The organism is Gilliamella sp. Occ4-3, assembly GCF_001690675.1.
Taxonomy (GTDB): domain Bacteria; phylum Pseudomonadota; class Gammaproteobacteria; order Enterobacterales; family Orbaceae; genus Gilliamella; species Gilliamella bombi.
Map to the genome: position 1 here is coordinate 1 of NZ_LZHR01000111.1, position 810 is coordinate 810.

2 protein-coding genes are annotated in these 810 nt (G+C 36.7%); one reads left to right on the forward strand and one right to left on the reverse strand.

The genetic code is table 11. The annotated features are described in order from the left end of the window. The coding region (locus tag A9G44_RS11175; RefSeq protein ID WP_176701575.1) for an integrase core domain-containing protein at window positions 1-378 on the forward strand (378 nt) is incomplete at its 5' end. Here A9G44_RS11175 and A9G44_RS11180 read toward each other — a convergent pair. Then, a complete protein-coding gene (locus tag A9G44_RS11180) occupies window positions 361-702 on the reverse strand; it encodes an IS3 family transposase (protein ID WP_179854808.1) in 342 nt (113 codons plus the stop codon). The two genes, A9G44_RS11175 and A9G44_RS11180, sit on opposite strands and share 18 nt — an antisense overlap. Between the last annotated feature and the right edge of the window lie 108 nt (window positions 703-810).

Below are 810 nucleotides of genomic sequence, written 5' to 3' on the forward strand. Positions count from 1 at the left end.
ATTGATATTGCAGTAAGTTTACCAGCAGGAAGGATTACCCGTTACTTAGATAAACTGGCTGAATATCATGGATATCCATTAAAAATACGGGTCGATAATGGGCCAGAATTTACAGGAAAAACCTTTATAAACTGGGCTAAATCACATAATATAACCATTGATTATATCCAGCCTGGTAGCCCTTATCAAAATGGCTATATTGAACGATTTAATCGTACCTATCGTACTGAAGTACTCGATTTATATCTTTTTAACAACTTAGCACAAGCAAGGAAAATAACCGAAGAATGGCTAACGATTTATAACACCGAAAGACCGCATGAGGCATTAAATAACATGACACCGATTGAGTATAAAACACTAAAACAAGCAGCTTAATTTTCTACGTGAGTTGTGTACTAAGTTTGGGGCATTTACATCTGTTTTATACTTGAATTTACGTGCTGCTTTACTCTGTAATCCCAATTGTTGCAAAACACGGCTAATTGTCCTTTCTGAAACTTGATAGCCCGCTTCCCTTGCATCATAAAGCAGGCTTGGCGCACCCAAACGGGCATTATGTTGCCAATACTGCTTTTTAATATACTCGCTGAGTTTAGCTGATTTGTTTGCTCTTTTTAACCAAGCATAATAACCCGATGAACTGACACCAAGTAATGAGCATATCCTAGTAACGGGATAGCAGGTTAAATGATTTTTCATATAAGCGTACTTCATCGACTTGGATTGTTGATGAAGTACACATGCGCCTTTTTTAGTATATCATTAGCCATTTTCAGTTCTTTAATCTCTTTTTCTAACGCCATAATC